Origin of the sequence: Phormidium pseudopriestleyi FRX01, from assembly GCF_017313335.1 — a bacterium.
GTDB lineage: Bacteria > Cyanobacteriota > Cyanobacteriia > Cyanobacteriales > Laspinemataceae > Laspinema > Laspinema pseudopriestleyi.
The window spans coordinates 1-21,879 of sequence record NZ_JAFLQW010000425.1; the positions used below are offsets into that span (position 1 = coordinate 1).

Sequence of the window (21,879 nt, forward strand, 5' to 3'; positions counted from 1 at the left end):
AGTAAATGGCTCAGGCGGGATTTGAACCTGCGACCTTGGGCTTATGAGTCCCCTGCTCTAACCTACTGAGCTACTGAGCCTTGGTGTTTTTTCACCTTTATTACTGTAGCACAATTTTTAGATTTGTCTAGTCCTTTGGAAAAAATTTTTATGATTCCCGAATCCCTTAATTTTCCGTGGGGTGAGGACCTTGAGGGGAGAGGGATGGGACTTAGGGACGGAGGGGGCGGGAGGCCCGATCGCCGCAAACCCTCAGACCCTCAGCGGAAGGGACAGTCTAGGACCCTGGATTTCCCACCACGGTGAAAAGGCTATTCATCACCACTGCTGCTATTACTACTGCTACTACTACTTTGCACTGGGCGAAACGGATTTAAAAAATTCAGAAAAGGGAACAAACTGCGGGACTGCACCCACAAGCGCCCCGTGCCTTGAAAGCGACAGACTAACCCTTCCCCACCCAGAATACCCGTTTTTAATCCCCGGAAGGATAATCCGCCTAAGACTTCAACCCGATAGTCCAGAGTATCTTCAAAGGCCACAATATAACTGGTGTCAACAATATAGTCCCCGGCGATGGGAATTTCTACAATAGCACCATAGGAGTTGAACCACAAATCCCCCTCCCCAGTTGCCCGGACTAAAAATAAGGATTCCCCACTAAAAAAGCCTTTAAATCCTTGGAATTTGGTATCAATTACAACGGTAGGACTGGATGCTAAAAATCCAGAGGATTGAATAAATAAACTATTGCCCTGTAACACATAATGTTGAATATCTCCGGGAACAGCAGGGGATACAAATAACTGACCCGCTTTGCTCTCTGCTGTAAATTCGCTAATAAACAGGGATTCTCCACTCACCATCCGGCCTAATCCTTTTATCAATCCCCCTTTGATTTTTGATTTCATTTTAATGCAGGTATCCATTGCGGCCATTGCTCCGCTTTCAACCGATACACTTTGGTCCGCTTGCAAGTCGAGGCGTAAGGAGGCATAGGAGGGAGAATGTTCGATTTCGTAAGCAATCGCAGGAGTCATGTTAATTTCCCTTTAATCAATTTTTATTTGCCAATTAATCAGGTGTTTGAAGTTATTAAACCTTGAGCAGCCATTGAGAATAAATTGAAATATATTCCCGTTTTATTCACTGCGCGGAGATAATTGATTCCCGATAAGTTTGCCGAAAGATTGGGGATTGTGGGTTTGACAAAAGAGACGACCTCTGCCTTTAAACCGACAAACAAACCCTTCTCCACTCAGCCATGCACTCACCCAATTGCTTCCGGGGGGTTTGGTAATTTCAAAGGTTAAGGTTTTTTCAAAGGCCACAATATGGCTGGTATCGACGATATATTCACCCTCAACAAATATTTCATAAATAGCCCCAAAGGAACTTAAAAGCAGGTCACCGCGACCACTGATATCGAGCCAAAAGAAACTTTCTCCAGAAAATAAGGATTTAAAGCCTTGAACGCCAATATCCAGGATGACTTGAGCGCTACAAGCTAGGTAAGAAGTGGCTTGGACAATTAAGCCGGTTTCTCGGAGTTGATAGTGAAAAATATCCCCTAACATTTTCGGGGACAAGAAGATTTCGCCGCCGGTGGAGGGAGCACGAAAGACGCTTAAAAATAAGGATTCCCCGGCGAGGGTGCGTTTCAATCCACCAAAGATGCCGCCGCCTTTGCCTCTGCGGAGGGTGGTGCTGACTTGCATATCGCCATTCATGGCAATCATGCAACCGGCTTCAGCTAAGATATCTTCACCTGGTTTGAGGGTGAGATGGGCGATCGCACAGTCGGGTTGATGTAAAATATTGACCTTCATAGTTGCTGAGGCTTTCCCTCTGAGATTACCGAAATTTTGGGTTTAAAAAATTGACTAAGCCTTCCACGCTTCGGGATTGTAAATAAATAATTCCCTGCCCTTTTAAGCGATTGACAAATCCTTCCCCGGATGAGAGGGAACTAAATAAGCCCCCGGAAAGGGAAAATCCCATTTTGATGCTCGGTTCGTAAGCGACTAAATGACCATTGTCCACGATAAACTCGCCGTTAATTCGTTTAGGAGTCAATCCACCATAAGCCCCGAAAAATACGCGCCCGGTGCCGGTTAATTTGAGTTTAAATAGTCCCTCGCGGGCGAACCAACTGGCAAATCCTGCCCAACCGAGGGTAATTTTTATCCCGGGGGTATGAGCAACATAAGCCCCGGGTTGCAAGCAGATACTAGACTGGGTGAGTTCAATGCAAGCGATATCCCCAATAGTGGCTTGACTGAGGATCAATTCTAAAGGGTGAGTGGTGGGATTGCGAAAGACGTTAACCAGTAGACTTTCTCCCCCAAACCATTTTTTTAATAAACCGGAGAAGAACCCGCCGGAAAATTGGGTTTTCATGGCAATCCGGCTATCCATCGAGATGGCGGCACCCGGTTCGGCGGTGATGGATTCGCCGGGACTGAGGGTGACAAACAGGGTGGCAAAGGAGGGTTTATAACGAATATAATATTCCACGGTAGAACTCTGTTGTTTCTAAGGGTGATGATTATTTACCAGTTTGGCAAGATTTAGGGGGAAGTCTCGATTCCTTAACAAAAAGCAAGATATCTCCGTCAGGGGAGGTGATGATAGGTTAAGGGTGGCGATCGCCTGACTGCGGGGGGACTATTTGACAATAAGAGGGTAAATTGAGAATCGATAACCTGCAAGAGAGGCATCTATCATGCCAAAAATTAGTCCGGCGTTCATTTTGATTTTGACTGTATTGGTGAATGGGTTCTTCTGTATGGCGATCGCCATCACGGCGGCGTCCCCAACGAGTTTAGGCATTTTGCTGGGGGTTTTAACCCTCGGATGTGGACTGTTATGTGCCTTAACCTATGGGTTACCCGGGGGGAGGGTGGAAGGAGGGGTTTGGCTGTTTGCGGTTCTGCCTCTGATTGCGGCGGTGTCGGTGTACTTCCTCCTCGTCAGTGAGTCCCTCAATCCCGCTTTTCAGGCCAATTTAAGTGCGGCATCGGTGTTGTTGTGGGTGTTGGGGACGGGATTGCCGACGGTGTTGATTCTATGGCAACGGTGGCAGCGCTGGCAATCCTCGCCGATCGCCGGGCGATCGGGGTTACTGGCAGTGGTTGAAAGTGAAGCGATCGCCAGACAGCAGCAGTCGTTACATTATGCGGTACAGCGCTATTTGGTGCGCGAACCCCTCACTGAGGAACTCCCCCGGTTGTGGGATGTGGAGGTAAAAATTGGCAAGCACCCCAGACGGAAACTCGAACCGGAACAAGGGATTCTGGAGGGGTTCCAGGTGGCAGCACCTCGACAAGCGGGGGTAGAGGCGCTGAATGCCTTGGGAGTGCGTGCGGACCCGGAAACGGGTGCTCTGGAAATGGGGGCGATCGCCGGCATTGTCTTGATTCTCGGTGCACCGGGTTCGGGTAAAACTAGCACTTTGTTAGAATTAGCCCAAGAGTTATGCGATCGCGCCAGACAAAATGAGCTAGAACCCGTGCCGGTTGTCCTAGATTTAGCACATTGGCAAGATGAACTCCCCTTGCTCACTTGGATTGAGGAAGAAGTCTGTCACAAGTATAACACTCACCGGAAGCTCGTCCGAGAATTGTTGGCAGACGATCGCTTATTACCCCTCCTGGATGGACTCGATGAACTGGATAGCACTCAACAGGAACATTGTTTAACAGAAATTGCCCAATCCAAACGCCAAAATGGACAAGTGCTGCCGTTGGTCCTCTGTACCCGCATGGATACTTACAAACAGCGCGCAACTCGTCTGCGTTTGTATGCGGCAGTTGGAGTGCAACCCTTGAAAATGGATCAAATTGAGCGTTATCTACTCGCCTCTCGCAGTCGGGAACTTTGGGAGAATCTCCAAACTGAGCCCACATTATTCCGATTAGCCAAAACTCCTTTATTCTTAAATCTGATGACTGTTGCATACGAGGAAATTTTAATTCATTCCTGGAAACGCCTGAAGACGAGAGACGAACGTCAGCGCTATGTGTTTAATGCTTATATTCGGCGGCAACTGTCTCGGGAAATGGAGAAACCTGTTTATTCCCGAAAAACCGAACCCCCGGCGGAACAAACCAAACTCTGGTTACGCTGGCTGGCAGGGGTCATGAGTCAGAGCAATCAACGGATATTTTCACCGGAATCTCTTCCGGCTTTACGGTTGCAACCCAGCCGAGAGCAGTTAAAGTATCCCCTCGCCCTGGTGCTGCTGTTTATTCTGTTATATGCTGGGTTATTTGCCTTGATTTATGGATGGGAAGTCGGGGGAATTTATGGAATATTTTTTGGGATTATTGCCTTAAGCTGTGGGGGAATTATTGCCTTAAAAGCACCGGATATTGAACTGAAAACTACCTCTCCCCGCACCCTGTGGCAGTCGGCGATCGTCTCCGTGAGTTGTTGCCTCATCGGTTTCCTGAGTTTTCAATTAATTGGGGCAATTTTATCCGCTGTCACCACCACGGGAGGTTGGGTGATGTATTTGCTTTCGGTGCTGTTTTTCATGGGAGCAACCGCCCCTATTTTAGGCTTAATTTGCGGACTGATTACAGCCATTCCCTGGATGAAGCATTTGCTGGTGCGCGTGATATTGTGGCGCAGAGGGGAGATTCCCTGGAACTATAGCCGGTTTTTGGAATATGTCAGCCAACGGTTATTTTTGCAGCGAGTGGGATGGCAGCAGTATCGATTCATTCATGAGTTATTGCGCGATCGCCTCGGTGAGAGCTAAAACCTGTTCCTTCCCCTGCCTGCAAATGCTCTCCTGTCAACCGTTGAGGGCGATCGCTCCTGGAGTTTCCTCTCCTGTCATGCAAATGCCATCCCGCTGTCATCTCGACTCCATACCCCCTCGTTAGAGTATTTCTTAGCTATTGAAGAACCCTCGCTGTTTTCCGGTAGCTCCTGCACTCCTAAAAACCTCTCGGTTCCCACTGAGAGGTTTTTTTTTGCTCCAAACTCCCCTTTCCCTAACTTTTTTATTCCTTCCCTACAATTACACCCTTTATCCTACAATTAACTTAAAGCATTTTGTCCAAACTCAGGTGAATTTATGCCCGATATTGTCGATATTGCGGTGAGCAATGACTCCTTTAAAACCCTTGTCGCTGCGGTGCAAGCGGCGAATTTAGTCGAAACCTTAAAAAGCCCCGGTCCCTTCACCGTTTTTGCTCCCACCGATGCCGCATTTGCCAAATTGCCCCCAGGAACCATTCAAACCCTGTTACAAAATATTCCTCAATTGGCTCGAATTTTAACCTATCATGTCGTTCCGGGTAAATTGATGCAAGCGGATTTAGGAAAATTAGACTCAGTTACCTCCGTGGAAGGGTCTCCGATTTCTCTGGATTGTTCCAGTGGATTTGAAGTCAAAAATGCCACGGTTGTTGCTGCCGATGTGGAAGCCGATAATGGGGTAATTCATGTGATTGATACGGTGATTTTAATGGGATAAAATCCAGGGTGCGTCATTATGACGCACCCGAGAACCTTATCGATAATCCTGACTCTGTATATCGCGTAACCGGGCTTCAGGACGTTTAAATCGATCTAACTGGCTTTCAAAAAACCGACGATTTGCCATCAAATGCTTGGGATTTGGGTCATCTAAGGGATAGAGTAAGGCAGTCCGTAAGGCTTGAATGACAGCGGAAGTGACACAATACATTGAGCGCTGGAAAGTAATTCCCAACTGAATCAACATATCATCCTCTCCCCGGCAGTATTGGCGATAATAATCTACCAAATAGGGGGGGAGGAAATGGAGCATATCCTGCATTAATAACGTCGGGGGAATTCCTGCCGTTCCCACCGGAAAGACATCGGCATATAAAATGCCATAATGAAAGTCTTTTTGCTCATCCGGGACTTGTTTGGCTTGGGCGTTATAGGATTTAGTGCCTCGGAAGGGTGCAGTCCGATAAAAGACGGCTTCGACGTAGGGTAAGGCGGCTTCATATAACCAGGTAAAGCCTTTAGATTTGGGGATAATTTCGTAAACTTTGCCGCGAATATGGGCGTGATGGTAAATGGGACGTCCGGCGATCGCAAAGATGCCATTAACCAGGAAATTCATGGCTTCCGGGACAGTGGTGAGGTTGCCTTCATCATAAAGATCGGACATTTCAAAAAAAACCGGGGCCATCACTTCCCAGAACAATCCCAAGTTACTATAATACGACAATTGTCGCACCTGTTCTAAAAACATTTCGGGAAACAGTTTATAGAGTCCCAACATTGCGGGATTGCCTTGAAAATAGGCTTTGATGGCAGCATCAGCATTGGCTTTGTACTCGTCACTATCGAGATAGGCATCAAACTTACCCCAACCCATATCTCTGCCATGCCACAACATCGATCGCATACAGGCTTCGGCGAATTCCATATTAATGCGATCGTGGAACAAATGATGGAATAACCGGGGAATTTTCTGGTTTAATTCGCCTTTTTCCATAAAGGCTAAGAGCTCCGGATGTACTGTCGCCTCTCCCCGCCAGATTCGCAAGTCGGCATCATCTCCGGCATAGTGATTATGCAGTTCTAAATACTCTTTCGGGAGGAAGTATTTGAAGAAGTCCAAGGGTTCTAAAAAGACCTCTTGGGCAATATAAAGCAAATCGCGCCAGTAGAAGTCCATCGGCACCGCGTAGGCTTTATAAATGCCGATAATTTGCTTCAAATTTTCCGGATTATCCGGCAACATTGAGCCACCGGCTTCTAACCGATGAATAATATCAGCAAATTCATGGGTAGAGGGGGGGAGTTGGGTAGAAGTTGCAGTTGTCATAGTTTGGATTTTTCCCTAGATAACAATCAAGCAAGGTAATTAAGACTGATTTTTCAATGAGTTATAGCGAGTCTAAAGCAGGCAGGAGGACCCGAGAATTCAGGAGTGGGAGCGTCTCGCTCCCTATTGCAGCAAGGGAGCGAGACGCTCCGACTCCTCCTGCATCAGCAATTGTCTAATTCATTTTAGGGTGCAAACTTGTTCAAGTCTTGAGCAATTTGCCCTAGATTAGAGGGGGGAATATTGGATACCATTGCTGTCGTTGTCGGTTCACTCCACCGCAGTAACCAACTCGGTTGAATGCCTAATATGAAAATAGTGACCGCCAATACCAACGCCGGAACTCGTTCGACTGCCAAAACTTTTGGATAATATGCCAACTGATTATCCAGCTTTCCAAAACAGGTGCGATTGATTAAAATGGCGAAATAAACTGCTGTTAAACCCGAGGCAATAATACAGAGTAAAGTCTGTACGGGGAATACAGAAAAGCTCCCTTGAAAGACCATGAATTCTGCAATAAATCCTACTAATCCGGGAATTCCAGCACTCGCCATGCCGCCTACAATCAGGAAGGCACTGGTGAGAGGTAATCCGCGATTAGGATTCATTAATCCATTCAAATCATCAAGTTCGCGAGTGCCGATTTTCTGCTCAATGATGCCAACGATATAAAAGAGAAAGGCGAGGATTAATCCATGACTGACCATTTGGGCAACTGCACCGAGTAAGCTGAGGGGGGTTCCGGCGGCGGCGGCGACTAAAATATAGCCCATGTGTCCAATGGAACTATAAGCAACCATGCGCTTGATGTCCTTTTGGGCGATCGCACTGAAGGCACCATACATGACACTAACCACCCCAATAATCGCCAACCCCGGTGCAAGGACTGCCCAGGCTTCCGGGAACAGTTGTAACCCAAATCGGATTAACCCATAAGCGCCTAATTTAGACAGAATTCCCCCCAGGAGAATGGCAACTGCTGGGGATGCTTCCACATAAGCATCGGGCAACCAAGTATGCAAGGGAACTAGGGGAATTTTAATCCCAAATCCGACTAACAGAGTACCTAGTAAAATCAATTGGGTGGTTAAGGATAAATTCTTCGTGGAAATCGAGCCGATATCAAAGCTGCTCGAACCGCTTAACCAAGCAATTCCCAAAAATCCGGCTAATATCAAAATCCCAGATAATGCGGTATAAATCAGGAATTTCATCGCGGCATATCCGCGCTTCTGCCCCCCCCAAATCCCAATTAAGAGGTAAAGAGGAATCAGTTCCAATTCATAAAAAAGCACAAACAATAATAAATTTTGTGCTACAAATGCCCCGGTGAGTCCGGCATTTACGAGGAAAATCAGAGGATAATATAGCCGGGGACGCTCCACGGTTTCACCCCGACCATAAATCGCAATGCAGTTGAGAAACGCACTTAAGGCAAGCAGGGGGAAAGATAACCCATCAATGCCTAATTTATAGCTGAGTCCTAACTGGGGAATCCAAGGTAAATTTTCTGGTAATTGCATTCCCGGGGAGGCTAAATCAAACTGAGTGGCGATCGCCACTGTCCAAGCTAAAATCCCCAAGGCGACTACTAGGGCAATATTTCTAAATAGCGTAGGCGACCCTTTGGAGGGCCAAAATCCAATGAGCGCTGCACCGACAAGGGGTAATCCAATTAATAGACTCAGCATGGCGTTATCCTTTCTAGCTCTTCAAACCTGATTGAACAATGGAAGCACCGAGGCAGGTGGAGTTTAATTGAGCAACTCAACCTCTCCCGTATCTAAATCGTAGTAACCTCCTACTACTTTTAATTTCCCATCGGTGATTAACTCAGAAATAACTGGAGATTTTTTCAACTGCTTGACTTGCCAATAAACATTAGCTTTGACCGCATTTTCTAAGGCGTCACCATTCTGTCCTTGACTCGTTGCCAATGCTGGGGCGATCGCAGCCACTAAGCTGCCAATTTGACCGGGAAATTCACCCCCTTTGATCGCCGCTGTGACCGCCCCACAGCGTTCATGTCCCAATACCATGACCACTTGGGAACCCAAAACAGCCGTCCCAAATTCCAAACTCCCAGTTTCCTCGGGAGTCACCAAATTTCCAGCTTGCCGGACGACAAATAAATCCCCAAATCCGCGATCAAAAACAATCTCAACTGGCACTCGCGAATCGGCACAACTCAGCCGTGACGCAAAGGGAGTTTGATGTTCCGCTACTTCGGTAAGTCGGACAAAAGTTTGGTGGGGATTTAGACGGGTTTCGCTGACAAAACGTTGATTGCCTTCCATTAATAGAGTTAAGGCATCATCCGGGGATAAATTGTCCGGAATTTCCGGGGGCTGATTCGCCCGAATGTTGGAACAACCAGGGGACAGGGTGGCCGCCACCGCGCTAGTCCCCAGGGCTGCTGCCCCAAATTTGAGTAAATTGCGCCGGGAAATTTGATTAGATCTGATTGGGTTTGGCATGAGGTCGCTGGTTTTTGGTTGACCCGCTAGAGTTGACGGGTGTAAAGGGGTGGATCAGCTAGAAATATGGGGTGTTGCGATTGCTTAAAGCTGGACAATTAAGCATGAATCACAATCCATCTATCTAACTTTAGACATCCTGTTGTACCCGAGTGGTTTGGTTTTAAATTAAGAAAATATTCGACAAGGACGGCCAAGCGAGTAAAATCCCTAGTACGGCAATGCCGACCAGAATAGTTAGGGCATAAAATTGGGTTTGTCCCGAAACATTATATTTTAAGCTTTGGCCGCTAAATACGGTGAATAATCCCACTAAATTGACCAATCCATCCACAATATAGCGGTCAAACCAGAACACCATCCGAGAAACCAACTCCACGGCAAATACAATGGTCAGCTTGTACAATTTGGCGGTATAAAAGTCGTAAGCAAAAAAGTCTTGGACGGATTGGGGACCAAATTTGACGGGTTTGGAAAGGCGATCGCTGATGTAAATGAACGCACCCAATCCACCCCCGATGACCGTCGATCCAATTAGAACTCCCGCTACAGGAACATTCAGGTTTGCCCAGTCTGGCAGCAGATTCCATTGCATCAAAATTAACGGAATATGCAGAGTCACGCCCATTAAAACCACCATTGGTAAGACCATCGGCCAATGCACTTCCGGCGATCGCACTGTCATCGGTTTTGGTTTCCCCGCAAATATCAATCCGAACTCGCGAATTACACTAAATGCCGTTAACCCATTCACCAACACTAATACGCCCACCAACTCCGGGTGAGTCGGCCACAGATTCTCCGCCATTGTGAGCAACGCCCAGAATCCCCCAAAGGGTGGGAACGCCACTAAACCAGCCACTCCTACGAGAAACGCCAACCCAGAAATCGGACGCCGAGACCACAATCCTCCATACTGAGTGAGGTCTTGAGTGATCGTATTCCAGATAATCCCTCCGGTAGACATCACCAAAAGTGCCATTGCCACCGCGTGAGAGAGTAGCAACATCAGCGCGGTTTGAGTCTCGCCTGTCCCCACGGCGATAAACACTAGCCCCATGTATGCACTCACGGAGTAAGAGAGCGATCGCTTGATATCAATTTGGGCAATGGCGATCGCTGAAGCCCCTACTGCCGTCACGGCCCCAATATAAATCGCCGTCGTCGTGGCAATCTCTGAGAGCGCTAATATCGGCTGTAATTTAATCAACACCCAGGCCCCAGTTGCCACCACCACCGAATTTCGCAAAATCGTACTGGGAATCGGCGCCTCCATCGCCTCATCCAACCACAGATGCAACGGAAACTGAGCGCATTTCCCCAAGGGTCCCGCAATTAAAGCTAACCCCAACAAGGTGGCGACTTTTGGATCTAAATCAGCCGTTTGGGCCCATTGTGCTAATTCATCAAAATTCCAAGTGCCTGCTAACGGTAATAAAGCAACCACTCCCATCAGCAGGATTAAATCTCCCACCCGTTTTGTTAAAAAAGCATCTCTTGCACCCGTCACCACTAATGGTTGTGAGAACCACAATCCCACTAATAAATAAGTACCTAGGGTGAGGACCTCTAAAATGACATAGCTGAAAAACAACGAATTGCACAAGATCAGGGCGCAAATTCCCGCTTCAAATACTCCCAACATGGCATAGAAGCGACCCCACCCCCAATCCATTTCCATATATCCCACGGCAAAAATCTGCGCCAGCAAATTCAATCCCGTGACTAATGTCATTGCACCCACCGTCAAGGCGGATATTTTTAAATCCACCGTTAGGGTTAACCCCGCAGCATCCAACCAAGTCCAAGATATCTCTTTCGCCGGTTGATTCCAGGTGGCCAGTAATGCCAGTAAACTATGAAGCCATGCTAAAAATGTCAGGACTAAATTAATATAGCCCGAGGGTCTTGGTCCAGTTTTTCGGATGGTTCCCGGTGACCAAGCGCCAGCGAGGAGTCCCCCGAGTAATGAATACCCAGGCACGAACCAAACGGTTGTCAGAAGTAAATCAGCCATCCGCATTTCCTAATTTGTGTGTGAACGAACAGTCTGCTGCTCCTGCTTCCCTTGGATTTTTAAGGAGGGCAGGTGGGCAGATCGGGAACAGATTTATATTTTCTTAATCTTGATTGAATTAGAGTATCGTCATTCCGTAACAAAAGGAAGGGATCGCTCCACAACAATTGATAATTTGTTGTCTAATTTATTCTTATAACCGTGTATTTACAAGGCTTCTAGCCGCATAATACGCGGTCTAAGTCACCCATAAACTTTCCTTATTGATATCATTGATTTAACTCTATGCTTCAGGGGCGTTGCTCTATTCCGATGGTCTATTTCCTTTGGTTAAACCCAAATGACCAGAGATGTCACCTCGCGCTTTTCAAGGAATTGGACAGTCTTTCATGGGTGGTGGAAGCAAGATGCTCCCATTCCTTAATTTGATGACCCGAATCATTTAGATGCGTTATATAGCGGTTCTAAATGATTAGGCGAATGGACGTCGGCGGCCCCCAACCGTCGGCGGCCCAAAGCGGGAGAGGCCTGTCCTGAGCCCTGAGCCCTGAGCCCTGAGCCCTGAGCCGGTCGAAGGGTCGAAGGGTCGAAGGGTCGAAGGGTCGAAGGGTCGAAGGGGGACGGGGGTGAGGTGTCAAACTGCTGCAAGACTGGCTATAATACCAAATATGGTACTTTTCGGGTAAAGCAAAAACTGAACGCGACTCAAGGGTGGGGCATGACTCCATTAGCCTCTGAAAGCGCGGGCATTCAAAGAAAGAAAACCGAATTGAGACAACTGGATTGGGGATAAGCAGTCACGCAAAATAAATTGCTGCTCCCGATTCTCTGAAATCCTTGCCTAGACAATCATAACCTGTCTAATTATTTTTGCCCCATTGCTTATTTGACGCTTTTATTGAAAAGCTATTATTTGAACTAAAATAAAATTGAAATCTTTGAAATTAACGAATTAAATAGCCAAAATTTTGTAGAAAGCTGTAAATTAACAAGAGAAGTTTAAAGCATATTTAAAACCTTGAATATGCTTTAAACTCAAGACTTAAACCCAATACATTTCAAGACTAAAAATAGGTTGATTTTAAATATTTTTATTAGCCAAAATTTTTGAAAGATGGAGTTTTTACCTGGCATTCGGATCCACTTTGTCCTTTGTGGTATAGAGGGTTGGGGAGTGAGGGAGACTCCATTTTCAATCGGGGAATGGTTTATAATATCAAATCATCCAACCCGTCAAAACCGGAAACAGTTGTACGGGGGAGCGATCGCCCAATGGGGAAGAAAGGGGGTGAGGCAAAATGGGCGTAACTGTAGATGGAAAAAGGTGGAAACCGCGAGATTAAAATGGTCCATTAAAACCGTTGAATTTAGATTCACAACTCGATTGGCACTCATTCATTCCCTTCGGTGTGAATCGGTTTCCCAAACTCCGAGCTTCTCAACTCTAAACATTAAAGATTAGCCGATGTTCAGTGCACAGCAACTCCAGAAAAAATTCTCACAACCGCTCGATCGCGCGGCGATCGCCCTGATTGCGATCTTGACGGTGGCGATCGCCCTGCTCTTATTTGGCGGCGATAGTACCGCTCCACGAGTGCGGGAATTTACCTGGCAAAATAAACAAGTCAGTGCCAGCGATCGCGCCTTTATCATGACCTTCAGCCGTCCGATGGATCTCCCTAGCGTGGAAGAAAACCTGCGAATCGAACCTCCAGTACCGGGTAAAATCAGTTGGGCGGGAAGGCGGATGGCTTACACCGTTACCCAAGGGGTGCCTTATGGGATGCAATTTAAACTGGAACTCAGCCAAGCGCGGGAACGGTTCGCCCAACCGGGAAAAGAGGGAACCCTGATTGAGCCATTTGTGGGGGAGTTTAAAAGTCGCGATCGCGCCTTCGTTTATATCGGAATCTCCCCGGAAGAACGGGGACGGTTAATTCTTTACAACCTCAGCCAAAGCGAAAAAACGATTCTGACCCCAAAAGAATTGACAGTCCTGGATTATAAACTCTATCCCGACGGCGATCGCCTGTTATTTTCCGCGATCGACTCCTTCTCTCCCAACCGAGGGGTTTTAGATCAACGACTGTTCACCGTCACCACCGGCATCGTCCCAGAAACCCCAGGCAGACGCTCCCGCCGCCGTGACAACTCACCGGGTCAAATCAAACGGATATTAGGATCTGACAACTATCAAAATCTCAGCTTCGACCTCTCCCCCGATGGTAAAACCATTCTGGTGCAGCGCGTCAACAAACAGGACCCGGGACAATTTGGACTCTGGAAAATAGAGGAAGGAAAGCAACCGAAACCGCTGGAAAACGAACCGGGTGGGGATTTTATTATTACTCCCGATAGTCAGGCGGTGGCGATCGCCCAGGGACAGGGATTAGCCATTTTGCCCCTAGAACCGAAAGCCGAACCCTTAGATTTTCTCCCCCAATTTGGGCGAGTGTTGAGTTTTTCGTCTGATGGCAGCGCGGCGGCGATGGTGAAATTCAACACTGACTACACGCGATCGCTCTATTTTGTCACCACGACTGGGGTCAGCAAAGAACTGCTCCGCATTAAAGGTTCATTTCTGAGCGCCCAATTCGGACCCCAAGGAAACACCCTCTATTGTTTGCTGACGAAATTAGTGGAAGGGGAAATTTATAAAGAAGAACCTTACCTTGCTGCGATCAACCTAGAAACTGCGGAACTGCAACCCCTAGTGCTGTTACCAGATCAGCGAGAGATTCATATTAGTTTGGCCCCGGATGGGTTAGGGTTGTTGTTTGATCAAATTGTCAGCGTTGCCCCCCAAGCCAATCAAGCCCCAATGGATGCAGTTCGCACCAGTTCCGGGGAAGCGATCGTCAGAAGTCGGCTCTGGCTGCTGCCCTTGGATCCGAGCGCCCCCACCAACCGGCCCTTAGATTACAAACCGGAAGAGTTACCCTTTGAGGGCCTCCGTCCGGGCTGGCTTCCCTAAAAAACGGGCGGGGGTTCCAACCCCCGCCCGTTTGTTGGGCCTACTGCACTTGCTGACGCAATCGAGCCAGCTGCTGTCTAGCCTTGGTATGGTTCGGAGTAATTCGCAGAGCTTGGTCATAAGAGGCGATCGCATCCTCGTAACGCTCCAACTGCTCTAGTGCCAAACCGCGATTGTACCAGGCACTAGCCGGACCCGTGGATAAACCCCACTGGCCGTTACTGTTAATGGCGCTATCGTAGGCGCTGACTGCCTTTTCATATTCACCGAGGATCAGGAGTGCCGTAGCTTTATTGTACCAAGCTAGGGCAAATTGAGGCTCCAGTTCGAGCGCCCGCTCAAAAGAAGCGAGGGCATCATCCCGGCGATCGAGTTGCCAGAGGACCGAACCCCGGTTGAGGGCTGCATCTGCTGCTCGGTTGTCACCCCACTGTCCATTCCCGTCCAAAGCGCGATCGAACGCCGTTAACGCATCCTCAAAGCGTTCCGCCTGTTTGAGGACCATCCCCCGACTCAGCCATGCCAGAGAATAATTCGGACTAATTTCCGTCGCCCGGTCAATCGCCGCGATCGCATCATCGTAACGCGCCAACTGCTCTAACACCATGCCTCGACCAATCCAAGCATCTGCATTATTAGAATTTAATTCCAGCGCACTGTCATAAGTTCTAAGCGCATCTTCATATTGCTTGGACGACAACAAAAATTGACCCTGGGAGAGTAACGTCTCAACCTCACTCGTCCCCTGTTGTGCAGGTCTTGGCTCCACTGCTTCTTGCTGCATTGCCGGAGTTGCAGGTTCTTGGCTGCTTTCGGGAGTCGCTCTTGGGGTCGATGCAGGACTTTCAGGTGGTCTTACGGGAGTTGCTCTAGGGGTAACCGGAGGCTGTAGCGGTTCTAGGATGTCTGGAGAAGTGGTCACCTGTCCAGAATCCATGCCACCTGTGGGATCATCTATCGCCCATCCAGGTAACGGCATCGATATCCCCGATATCCCCATTGCTGCAACAATACCAAGCCATTTAAACATAGGCTGCATAAGTTTAGCCTCCAACAACTGCTGATTTTTTCCTAACTTTTGCCCGAGATGCCCCTAATGATAGATCGGTTCGCGCTCCTCCGACTCCTGGAAATTGCCTCGCCTCCATTCCAGGGAAGACGTTTACAGTTCCCCAGGGGGAACTCAAACTGACAAATTTGCCCTCGATTAGATGGCCTGGAAGTGATTGAAAGGCCACTTCCAGGCCATTTTATAGAGTGAAGAAACCCCCACAGTGGCATTCAGGGTTAGGGTGAACTTTCCCGGTTCTCTTTTGAATGTATTTTACAATCGAGCCTAGAATCGTAGCAAATATTTCATGCTAATCTGAACGGTTGTCGTTTGTCCAGCAACGAAAAAGGTCGCCTCACTAAATTTCGGAGCACCTGTCAGGATGGGGGGATTATTGGAAAATCCAAATCCTTCTTGGGGAATACCCACGGCATTGGCGTTGAGTTGTCCATCGGCGTTTTCATCGTGGAAGACTGCTACAGCATAGTTACCCGCATTTAACCCATCAATACTCAGGGTCACAGGCAGGTTTTCAAGGGGAGAACATTCGGCTTTGAGCGCCTTCGTCCCATCCCGAGGAAATCCATCACTGCGCGAAAAAATTGTCAGACAAATATTGCCTCGGGGATTGGTGATGCCTTCTATTTGAATGTTGAGTTGCCCAGCTGGCACAGCTCGCACCGTTTGAATTAAGGTAAAACTGCTGAAGACGGAGGCGATCGCTAAAATAATTTTTCCAGGTGTTTTCATCATCTTGATCCGGTTTATGAACGTGTAAATCAAGGTCCCACTCATTCTCCGCTCCAGGGGCTTGAATTTGGGCTCTCTAGGAGATTATTTTTGACCCGAACCCCCTGCCTTGCTCCATTTTTCGCCTGGGTGAGGGGTCCATAAACCCGGGCTATAAAGCCCGAGTTTTTCTTGTCTAACCCTGGTTGGTGCGCCATTGGTTCGGTTCCCTTACCGATGCAGTAGACTCAAAAACCCTCTAATTTTTGGACTGGTTTAATTGTATGAATTTTTATACAGAAATCAAGTAATTTTTGATAAAGATATCAAGAATACCTTAAAATAGTCTAAGTTAGGGTATGGAAAGAGACTCTTAAGCGAAATATCATCCCCCCGGATTGCCAAGCCCCTCGTCCCCACAAGGCATCAGTCGCTGATCAGGGTTTAGGAAAAATAGAATCCTGACCTTGAATACCTTTTTCTTAGATGGTTTGAGCAGCAAAATATCCACTCCACAGGTCGGGAGAGCGCTGAGAAAACTGGAAGTTAGGGCCAACTGATTGATCTCCGGCTAGAAACCGGGTTGCTGTACAATAGCGATTAATGGACGGCCAAAACAGGGTAAACAACCCGGTTTCTGATCCGCTTCCAGTTTTGAGCGTTAACCGGGATTAAGGGGTAATGGATCAGTTCTGGAGGGGAGCGTGACGGTAACCGTGGTGCCGACACCCACTTCACTGGCAATGGCAATCTCCCCGCGATGTAACTCCACACATTTTTTGGCGATCGCCAAGCCCAAACCCGTCCCCTGAATTGTCCCCACATTGCTACCCCGGTGAAAAGCATTAAAAATTTGGCCCTGTTCGTGGGGTAAAATCCCAAACCCTTGGTCTTTTACGCGAAAAATGGTTACAGGTGAATCGATGTTTTTAAAGTCAGCTTCGATCAACGACAAGGCTTGTTTATCGGTTGTTTGACCAGGATTGTAGTAAATTAAATCTAGTTCTATTCCGCCTCCTTTAGGAGAATATTTTAGAGAATTAGATAGAATATTAATCAGCATTTGGTGGAGTAATTTTTCATCAAGAATTACCTCAAAATCATCCCCGTAATGGGTTACATTAATTTGATGGAGAGAGCCGGGAGGAATCCGCAATTCGGCAATCGCTTCTTGACAGAGGTTTTTAAGATTCACCGGAGCCGGATTAAACTCAATCTGCCCGGATTCTACTTCATTGATAGACAATACATCCGCAACCAACTGCGTTAGATGAGTCGATGCTACTTGAATCCGTTCGAGATGTTTGAGCCGTTTTTGCTCATCCCATTTGTGCCAATAACATTCCAGCAATTCTGCCGAAGATAAAATCGCCGTCAAAGGTGTGCGGTACTCGTGGGAGACCATTGTTACAATCCGAGACCTCAATTCGTTGAGTTCTCGTTCTTGCACCAGTGCCTTGAGAATTTCTCGTTCGGCTTGTTTTTCTTGTAAAAGGCGCTGAACGCGCCGTCGCAAGACCGCCCAATGAATGGGTTTGGTAATATAGTCTGTCGCACCCGCCTCAAATGCGCGCTCAACTGAATCTTCGTCTTCTAAGCTGGTAATCATTAACACCGGGATCCCTAACCCCCCGGCGATCGCCTTAATTTGAGTACAGCAGGTAAAACCATCCATCCCCGGCATCTTGGCATCCAGCAGCACCATATCCGGTTTGAGTTGCTTGTACAGTTCCAACCCTTCGATACCATCTGACGCCTCTACCACTCGATACCCTTCATTGTTCATCGCCCGACACAGCATCATCCGCGTTGTCCGGTCATCATCTACCAGCAGAATCAAAGGAGAATTATTTTGAGAATCATTACTATTCATCTAATCTTTTAATAATAGGATATTTAGGAAAACCACACTCAACGCCAGACGTGAGTATCGTGAAGAATAAAACGTTGTCACGAACGGGATGGTGTGCCACACTCAGTCACCAAACCCAGAGTTACCCTGAGCCTGTTGCACCTGGACTGAATCAACCTGTTGCCATTCTCGGGTATTTAGGATCTTTAAAACCTGCATAAATCCGGTTGATTGGGCTGATTAAACTTCCGCATTTTTTTCCGGGTTCAGCTAATCGTTTACCCTTTTACCCTTTAAGTTTGGGTGAAAATTTGAGGTCTTTTGTTTTTGGTTAGAACCGAAATTTACAGTTAAGTTCATCGATAGCCATTCTCAGATTCATCAGGTGTAAAGCCAGAAAATTGACGGTCCCAAGGGAGGCACTGAATCCAGCAACAATCTCGGGAGCATCTCAATTTTGAAAAGAGACCTAACCCCCCAGCCCCCGGCCCTCCCCTCCCCGGCCCTCCCCTAAGAGGAGAGGGAGGTATAAGGAATGAATGTCTTTGCGGTCCGGGGGAGAAAGACATCAATTTCCCCCGGACCTTGCAGGGGAGGGGGGCAGGGGGGAGAGGTCAGATCGGTTTTTAGGCAAAATTGAGATGCTCCCAAAATCTCTACCTCAGCCGACTCAAAAACGCGATAAGTTGCGTTAGATGAGCCTGAAAGGACAAAGAGTGCCAGGATATTTTGTCATTCATCAAACTCGATGATTTCACTTTTTTGAGAGTGGACAAAACTCTAAGAAAATACTGCCGTCCGTAAAAAGCTGAGTTGGTGGTCAGATTCAACGGTTCAATCTGGGGGATATTCCCCTGAATCTGGCATCAGACCCGAATGGTTAAAGTCGGGTATTTAACTTCTGAATCAGGGTTAGGAGTCCTGTTCATACCATCTGGTCCCTCCAGTTCTACTTCCGGTTTTCCCCCGGGTTCCAGAGGCAGCCACGGGGCTTTCAGGATGCTGGCATTAAGGCGGATTGGAGTCAACCTGGGCGATCGCCATCCTCTCCCGTCGGGGGGTTTTGAGAACACCCCACTCACGGCCCCCAGCAGGGCGGAGGTCCCAAGACTCGGTTCAAGGGATAGTTGTTAGGGAAGTTTTGGCCGCAGAGCAGGCGAGGAAAGAGAAGGACTCTCCTCTATTATCTCTGGAATTGGCGGGATTGGCGAAACGGATACCCCGCAAGCCATATAGTCTATGAAGAGCGATCGGCAACCCCATTTTTCCTGGATCGACCAGAGGTACTTCCTTGGGGGTTAAGTTCCAAGCATCCCATTTGGATACCTCCACCCTTTTCCCTCAAAACTGCACCGGAACCAGTGTGAAGCAATGGACGGGCGAAATTTGAAGTGGGAACCCCTGTTCTACCCCTCATGTTTGACAAATTTCAGGATCCCAGCGCCGAGTGATCCCGTGACAGAATCACAGGCGACGGATTGCACTTCTTCCTCAAAATACTACGTCCTGACCCCCTTCTCTGTTATAACCTAATCCCCCAATCGTAAAATTTAAGCTATCGTAAGGTTTGAATATCATCTTGACTGTTTTTGGTCAAATTTTTTTGAGGAGTGGGCTGGTTGCCAAATTTCCCACAGAGTGCTTCATTCTTTAACTCCCCCTCTATCTATCTTATCGAGAACTCCTTGCTCCAATTGCTACTGAGCAACTCCCTCTAGTAGCAGAGGGTGGATCTGTTGTATAGTCAGCGATACCCGTTTCCTGGAATTTGCCTCATTTGTTGCCAATCAATCATTTGGGCAATACTCTATAAAGGGATTATAGTGGATCCTTGAATTCACCCTGATTGGCTTAATCAAGTTAGACCCTCTATCTGACTCATCATGTCAGGCTGAATGATGACTCTTGACCTGTTCACACCAGCACAGTTGTAGCTATGGCCTCTGCCAAGATTCTTGTGGTTGATGACGATCCGGCGATCCGGAACTTAATCCATCGCTTTTTAAGTAAGCAAGACTATCAAATGGAGTCGGCTGAAGATGGAAAAAAAGCGCTCGAACTCTTCGAGCAATTTAATCCAGACTTGGTAATTCTGGATGTTAACTTACCCGATACTACGGGGTATCAGCTTTGCCAAGCGATGCAAAAGCGCACGGGTGTTTTCGTTTTAATGCTGACGAGTCGCACCGATGAAGCTGATAAAATTCGGGGATTTAATTTAGGTGCAGATGACTATATTACCAAACCCTTTAGTCTCGTCGAACTCGGTGCTAGAGTCGGGGCGCTGTTGAAGCGTCAACGGGTTGTCCAGGTTGCAGAACAACCCTCCGTTGATTTCGGAACGATGAGTATCGATCCCGTGCGTCGCGAAGTGACTATCTCGGATCATCCGATTGTCCTAACGGCCCTTGAATTTGATCTACTCTATTTTTTGGCCTCTCATCCAGGCCGAGTTTGGCGTAGATCTGAACTGCTTCAAGAAGTTTGGGATTATGACTATGTGGGGGATCAGCGTGTGGTGGACGTGCATATCGGCCAAATCCGCCGCAAAATTGAAGGGGATGGCATCTATCCGAAGCTGATTCATACGGTGCGCGGAGTGGGGTACAAGTTTGAAGCTCAAAGTGGTGATTCCGAAGATGCACCGGAGAAAATCTAGTTCAAATTTAGATGTGATCGTTGCTAATTTTCAATTCATCTTTCTGCCCTCTTGGAGACTCGCACCATACCTGTACCCAGGTTGGTGTCGAGAGGAAAAGAGGGGCGTGATTTATGTTGCATAAGAAAACCCATCCTTTTGGTCAAGATGTGTACAGTATTTGTGACTGATTCCTGGCCGGGCTATTTCATTCTAATGTAAGACGTGATAGAATAACAGAGTAATCTCACCGAGGGGTCAGTTTAAGATGTCCCAGATAACTATTGTTGAAGCATTTGCCGACTAGAAGATTGCCGACGTCAAGCAGGGAAGCGGCATCAACAAAGCATACAACTAGCCTTATTTACCCTCGGTGTTGCCGCTGGAAATCGCGGGTTTATAGAGATTGGAGATTGGACAAAAGCGTACTCTGATGAATTGTTAGAATTGTTCAATCTTGAGAAAAAACGCTTACCCTCATACAGTACGATTCGACGAACGTTCTTACGAATTGATCAGCAACGCTATTCAGCCTGTTTATCCCGTTTTTTGGGGATTGACCCAATAGAGAGAGAAACCATTGCAGTGGACGGCAAAGTTTTACTATGGTATTATGAAGCCATTAATGACGACGCTGATGTAGATTCTCATCCGGCCATTATGTTAGTAAGTACCTACATCGTAGAACGAGGGCTAATTCTCGAACCCTACTCCGGTGGATTCAAAAACTAATGAAATCACTGCCTTACCCGCATTTATTAAAGAAATGGCCCTCAAGGGTGTGGTGTTTGCTTAGGATGCCATCAGTACCCAAAAAAAACCGCTCAAGTAATTGTTTCAAGTGGCAATGACTACATTGGGGCGCTCTACGGCAACCAATCGGGTCTACTTGAAGCAGTCCAAGCCAATTTTGAAGCGATTCAGACTCATAAATCGAACAATGTTGGTCATGGTTGAGTTGAAAAACGCACGGTCAGTCTTAGTAATCAGTTAGATAATATTCCTAAATTTCCTGGACTTAAAACCGTGATTCGTGTTAAATTATACCGCGAAGTCCATCGAGCAAATATTATTGAAACCAGTGTTGAAACTCGTTTTTACGTTTCTTCTTTGATTGAAACGGCTGAAGAATTTGCCAAGCGAATTCGAGGTTATTGGGGAGTCGAAAACAAGGTTCATTATGTGCGGGATGTAACTCAAGGTGAAGAGGCTTCTCGTATCAGGACAAAACATGAAGTTCAAATTTGGGCAGTCGCTCGAAATTTTGCACTTAACATATACCGCAATTATGGATTTGATAATATGGCTCAAGCCCAAC

Annotated in this window: 16 protein-coding genes and 1 tRNA gene; 6 read left to right on the forward strand and 11 right to left on the reverse strand. The window is 47.4% G+C overall.

Annotated features, from left to right (window positions below; translation table 11 throughout):
• Positions 1-6: 6 nt before the first annotated feature.
• From J0895_RS15860 to J0895_RS15875, 4 genes are all read right to left on the reverse strand, one after another.
• Positions 7-80, reverse strand: a tRNA-Met gene (locus J0895_RS15860).
• Positions 81-311: 231 nt separating this feature from the next.
• Positions 312-1,040 (reverse strand): TIGR00266 family protein, encoded by a 729-nt coding sequence (locus J0895_RS15865; protein WP_207089016.1) that lies wholly within the window; start codon positions 1,038-1,040, stop codon positions 312-314.
• Between the two features lie 102 nt (positions 1,041-1,142).
• Complete coding sequence (locus J0895_RS15870; RefSeq protein WP_207089017.1) at positions 1,143-1,829, reverse strand: TIGR00266 family protein; 687 nt, start codon at positions 1,827-1,829, stop codon at positions 1,143-1,145.
• A gap of 25 nt (positions 1,830-1,854) precedes the next feature.
• Positions 1,855-2,517, reverse strand: coding sequence for a TIGR00266 family protein (locus J0895_RS15875; RefSeq protein WP_207089018.1), 663 nt, complete (start codon positions 2,515-2,517; stop codon positions 1,855-1,857).
• Between the two features lie 208 nt (positions 2,518-2,725).
• Between J0895_RS15875 and J0895_RS15880 the strand changes: the two genes are divergently transcribed.
• Positions 2,726-4,765 (forward strand): NACHT domain-containing protein, encoded by a 2,040-nt coding sequence (locus tag J0895_RS15880; RefSeq protein ID WP_207089019.1) that lies wholly within the window; start codon positions 2,726-2,728, stop codon positions 4,763-4,765.
• A 321-nt stretch (positions 4,766-5,086) separates the two neighbouring features.
• Entirely contained in the window at positions 5,087-5,488 is a 402-nt protein-coding gene (locus J0895_RS15885) for a fasciclin domain-containing protein (RefSeq protein WP_207089020.1), read from the forward strand.
• A 36-nt stretch (positions 5,489-5,524) separates the two neighbouring features.
• Here J0895_RS15885 and J0895_RS15890 read toward each other — a convergent pair whose 3' ends face one another.
• The 4 genes from J0895_RS15890 to J0895_RS15905 form a co-directional block, all read right to left on the reverse strand.
• Positions 5,525-6,820, reverse strand: coding sequence for a CO2 hydration protein (locus J0895_RS15890; protein ID WP_207089021.1), 1,296 nt, complete (start codon positions 6,818-6,820; stop codon positions 5,525-5,527).
• 185 nt (positions 6,821-7,005) lie between these two features.
• Complete coding sequence (locus J0895_RS15895) at positions 7,006-8,514, reverse strand: NADH-quinone oxidoreductase subunit M (RefSeq protein WP_207089022.1); 1,509 nt, start codon at positions 8,512-8,514, stop codon at positions 7,006-7,008.
• A gap of 63 nt (positions 8,515-8,577) precedes the next feature.
• Positions 8,578-9,300 (reverse strand): carbonic anhydrase, encoded by a 723-nt coding sequence (locus J0895_RS15900; RefSeq protein WP_207089023.1) that lies wholly within the window; start codon positions 9,298-9,300, stop codon positions 8,578-8,580.
• Between the two features lie 163 nt (positions 9,301-9,463).
• Complete coding sequence (locus J0895_RS15905) at positions 9,464-11,317, reverse strand: NAD(P)H-quinone oxidoreductase subunit F (RefSeq protein WP_207089024.1); 1,854 nt, start codon at positions 11,315-11,317, stop codon at positions 9,464-9,466.
• A 1,465-nt stretch (positions 11,318-12,782) separates the two neighbouring features.
• Here J0895_RS15905 and J0895_RS15910 point away from each other — a divergent pair.
• Complete coding sequence (locus J0895_RS15910; RefSeq protein ID WP_207089025.1) at positions 12,783-14,291, forward strand: WD40 repeat domain-containing protein; 1,509 nt, start codon at positions 12,783-12,785, stop codon at positions 14,289-14,291.
• A gap of 40 nt (positions 14,292-14,331) precedes the next feature.
• Here the strand turns inward: J0895_RS15910 and J0895_RS15915 are convergent, their stop codons facing one another.
• The 3 genes from J0895_RS15915 to J0895_RS15925 all read right to left on the reverse strand — a co-directional run bounded on the left by J0895_RS15915 (position 14,332) and on the right by J0895_RS15925 (position 17,944).
• Complete coding sequence (locus J0895_RS15915; protein ID WP_207089026.1) at positions 14,332-15,330, reverse strand: tetratricopeptide repeat protein; 999 nt, start codon at positions 15,328-15,330, stop codon at positions 14,332-14,334.
• A gap of 297 nt (positions 15,331-15,627) precedes the next feature.
• Positions 15,628-16,095, reverse strand: coding sequence for a DUF2141 domain-containing protein (locus J0895_RS15920; protein ID WP_242541357.1), 468 nt, complete (start codon positions 16,093-16,095; stop codon positions 15,628-15,630).
• 637 nt (positions 16,096-16,732) lie between these two features.
• Positions 16,733-17,944, reverse strand: coding sequence for a hybrid sensor histidine kinase/response regulator (locus J0895_RS15925; protein ID WP_207089027.1), 1,212 nt, complete (start codon positions 17,942-17,944; stop codon positions 16,733-16,735).
• A gap of 1,915 nt (positions 17,945-19,859) precedes the next feature.
• Here J0895_RS15925 and J0895_RS15930 point away from each other — a divergent pair.
• The 3 genes from J0895_RS15930 to J0895_RS15940 form a co-directional block, all read left to right on the forward strand.
• The gene (locus J0895_RS15930) at positions 19,860-20,582 is read left to right on the forward strand and encodes a response regulator transcription factor (protein ID WP_207089028.1); all 723 of its coding nucleotides are present in this window, start codon (positions 19,860-19,862) and stop codon (positions 20,580-20,582) included.
• Positions 20,583-20,855: 273 nt separating this feature from the next.
• Positions 20,856-21,293: a transposase family protein gene (locus J0895_RS15935; protein ID WP_207089030.1), complete on the forward strand. Its 438-nt coding sequence runs from the start codon at positions 20,856-20,858 to the stop codon at positions 21,291-21,293.
• 267 nt (positions 21,294-21,560) lie between these two features.
• The coding region (locus J0895_RS15940; protein ID WP_207089031.1) for an ISAs1 family transposase at positions 21,561-21,879 on the forward strand (319 nt) is incomplete at its 3' end.

Excerpts from the sequence above, each read along its gene's own strand:
- J0895_RS15930 (WP_207089028.1), top strand. The coding sequence starts at position 19,860 with ATGGCCTCTGCCAAGATTCTTGTGGTTGATGACGATCCGGCGATCCGG.
- J0895_RS15870 (WP_207089017.1), bottom strand. The coding sequence starts at position 1,829 with ATGAAGGTCAATATTTTACATCAACCCGACTGTGCGATCGCCCATCTC.
- J0895_RS15885 (WP_207089020.1), top strand. The coding sequence starts at position 5,087 with ATGCCCGATATTGTCGATATTGCGGTGAGCAATGACTCCTTTAAAACC.
- J0895_RS15915 (WP_207089026.1), bottom strand. The coding sequence starts at position 15,330 with ATGCAGCCTATGTTTAAATGGCTTGGTATTGTTGCAGCAATGGGGATA.
- J0895_RS15905 (WP_207089024.1), bottom strand. The coding sequence starts at position 11,317 with ATGGCTGATTTACTTCTGACAACCGTTTGGTTCGTGCCTGGGTATTCA.
- J0895_RS15920 (WP_242541357.1), bottom strand. The coding sequence starts at position 16,095 with ATGATGAAAACACCTGGAAAAATTATTTTAGCGATCGCCTCCGTCTTC.
- J0895_RS15895 (WP_207089022.1), bottom strand. The coding sequence starts at position 8,514 with ATGCTGAGTCTATTAATTGGATTACCCCTTGTCGGTGCAGCGCTCATT.
- J0895_RS15910 (WP_207089025.1), top strand. The coding sequence starts at position 12,783 with ATGTTCAGTGCACAGCAACTCCAGAAAAAATTCTCACAACCGCTCGAT.
- J0895_RS15900 (WP_207089023.1), bottom strand. The coding sequence starts at position 9,300 with ATGCCAAACCCAATCAGATCTAATCAAATTTCCCGGCGCAATTTACTC.
- J0895_RS15890 (WP_207089021.1), bottom strand. The coding sequence starts at position 6,820 with ATGACAACTGCAACTTCTACCCAACTCCCCCCCTCTACCCATGAATTT.
- J0895_RS15865 (WP_207089016.1), bottom strand. The coding sequence starts at position 1,040 with ATGACTCCTGCGATTGCTTACGAAATCGAACATTCTCCCTCCTATGCC.
- J0895_RS15925 (WP_207089027.1), bottom strand. The coding sequence starts at position 17,944 with ATGAATAGTAATGATTCTCAAAATAATTCTCCTTTGATTCTGCTGGTA.
- J0895_RS15880 (WP_207089019.1), top strand. The coding sequence starts at position 2,726 with ATGCCAAAAATTAGTCCGGCGTTCATTTTGATTTTGACTGTATTGGTG.